Annotated in this window: 4 protein-coding genes; all 4 read right to left on the reverse strand. The window is 48.5% G+C overall.

The features are described from left to right. Positions 1 to 28 precede the first annotated feature (28 nt). The gene (locus RCH09_RS19545; protein ID WP_326942812.1) at positions 29 to 373 is read right to left on the reverse strand and encodes a DUF4010 domain-containing protein; all 345 of its coding nucleotides are present in this window, start codon (positions 371 to 373) and stop codon (positions 29 to 31) included. A gap of 72 nt (positions 374 to 445) precedes the next feature. After that, positions 446 to 610, reverse strand: a complete 165-nt coding sequence (locus tag RCH09_RS19550) for a hypothetical protein (RefSeq protein ID WP_326942813.1) — start codon at positions 608 to 610, stop codon at positions 446 to 448. Further along, positions 610 to 846, reverse strand: a complete 237-nt coding sequence (locus RCH09_RS19555; protein ID WP_326942814.1) for a helix-turn-helix transcriptional regulator — start codon at positions 844 to 846, stop codon at positions 610 to 612. The genes RCH09_RS19550 and RCH09_RS19555 overlap by 1 nt, the downstream gene beginning before the upstream one ends. A gap of 107 nt (positions 847 to 953) precedes the next feature. After that, entirely contained in the window at positions 954 to 1,748 is a 795-nt protein-coding gene (locus tag RCH09_RS19560; RefSeq protein WP_326942815.1) for a hypothetical protein, read from the reverse strand. Positions 1,749 to 1,844: the final 96 nt, after the last annotated feature.

The following is a 1,844-nucleotide window of genomic DNA, read 5'->3' on the forward strand; positions in this document are numbered from 1 at the left end:
TGGAAAGCGGCCCTGAACCGGTTCACCATCATGTTCGACGAGCGTATGCCCCAGCATTAACAATTTCCCGATTACACAAAATCGCGGACACCCTCTGGGCGCTTGAAATCTTGCCGGCCGCCATCAGGGAAGCGGCTGACGCGGCGGTTGCATGCGCGTCGGCCAAGCCTGTCAGTGCCGCGCCAAGCAACATTCCGCGCGCCCCTAACCAGGCGTTCAATCCCGCTGACAGGAGCAGTATCAGGCTGACAAGCGCGGCAAACACCGCCGCGGTTTTCAGACTAAATGCACGGCCCACATCGTTAATCGGATTTCCTGTGCTGCTGCCAGGCTCTCTGCGCAAAACAAACACAAGCCCATACAGGCTTGCCATCGTCGTGGATCTCGTCCGGTGCGGTCAGCCCTGCGGCTTCCATGGCGCTTCTGAACTTGTCCAGATGGTCACTCATGCCAGCCCCCGCAAACAGGTCGCCAGCACGGATGCGCCACGCAGGATTGCCACCTTGATACGGGTGCAGAGTGATATGATTTTGCTGAACTTATTGGCGTCCGCCGTGGTGGTCTCGAAGCCCCCGGCGGATTTTTTTATGTCGGTCACTTTGCGGCCCATTACTTCACCTCCGCCGAATAATTCAACGGGTCGGCAAAGAACTTGTGAAGCTCGCGGTTTGAATAAGCGGTGCAGCGTTCGGAAAATTTCACCGGCTGGGGTGCTTTACCAGTAATCACTAGTTGCCGGAATTTCTCCCGGCTGAACGGCGAAAATGGTTTGATCTGCTGCCAGCGTGACATGCCGTCTACTGGCAGAGATTTATTGATTGGCGAGGTTTCTGTGCGGGTTGCCATGTTTGCCTATCCTTGCTCGTTGCCGCCTGAATTCAGCGGATTGATGCAAGGTTAGGTTTTGCTTAGCATTAATAAAATGCAATTACACTTACTTTAGTGCAATTGCACTATTCAAAGCGGATCGCTTTAATTGCTTTCCCTAATTTGTCCTTTAGATTTCTCTCGCTCAGCCCTGCAAAACCATCGTAGTTACTCAGCGCCTCGATAATTTCAGACTGAATTATTTTTGGCTTTTCGGGGTTTTTTGATTTCCAATAAATTTCACATAAAGCACCAATGATATTCAGTGATGCTGATTCAGATTTTTTGCTCCCACCTTGCCCCGCTATGTCGCCCATACCATTGTCGTTGAATGAAACTGATATGAGGTTTTGTAATCGCCTGTTTTCGCTTAATGCGTTCTCCAATCTTTCCGACAAAAGCTCTACGCGTTCATTCGTCACAGTAGAAGTGGCACAAAGCGATTCTATTTTTATAAACGCATCGGTCTTGTGTAAAAGCTTTATTCGCTCTTGGATGACTTCTTCAAGAACGTCATTATTGAAGGTGACATCTCGATCGTCGAGCCATTCTTGCAAATCGTACAAATCTACAACTGTCTCGTGAACGTTGATCTTGTCGCTTACATCGAATTTTTTTGCCACCGCACGAAGCGTTCCCTTTTCGACAGCTTTCGTCAAAAATTCTACCCAGCTTTTATATAGTTCATCCTCAGGAATGTCGAAAGCCCAATGCTCCTCTAGATAACTATCTTTTGAAATAATATAAGCGGCACGGTCAATTGTTATGCAAAGAATACCCAGCAATTCCATTCTATCCGTGCATTCGAAAGGAAAATATCCTCCGAAACTTTCAGGATCATCGATCATAACCGCCCCTTTCCCCTTTGATTCGGAAGCCATGCCCCCCGTGTCAGACTATTTGTCGTGTGATTTTTTCACACTGAAGATCGGACGAATAGGCGTTGCGATCTGGACGACTCGGTTCTTTTTCTTCAT

The sequence above is a fragment of the Actimicrobium sp. GrIS 1.19 genome, from assembly GCF_035984655.1.
GTDB lineage: Bacteria > Pseudomonadota > Gammaproteobacteria > Burkholderiales > Burkholderiaceae_D > Actimicrobium.

Excerpts from the sequence above, each read along its gene's own strand:
- RCH09_RS19550 (WP_326942813.1), bottom strand. The coding sequence starts at position 610 with ATGGGCCGCAAAGTGACCGACATAAAAAAATCCGCCGGGGGCTTCGAG.
- RCH09_RS19545 (WP_326942812.1), bottom strand. The coding sequence starts at position 373 with ATGGCAAGCCTGTATGGGCTTGTGTTTGTTTTGCGCAGAGAGCCTGGC.
- RCH09_RS19560 (WP_326942815.1), bottom strand. The coding sequence starts at position 1,748 with ATGGCTTCCGAATCAAAGGGGAAAGGGGCGGTTATGATCGATGATCCT.
- RCH09_RS19555 (WP_326942814.1), bottom strand. The coding sequence starts at position 846 with ATGGCAACCCGCACAGAAACCTCGCCAATCAATAAATCTCTGCCAGTA.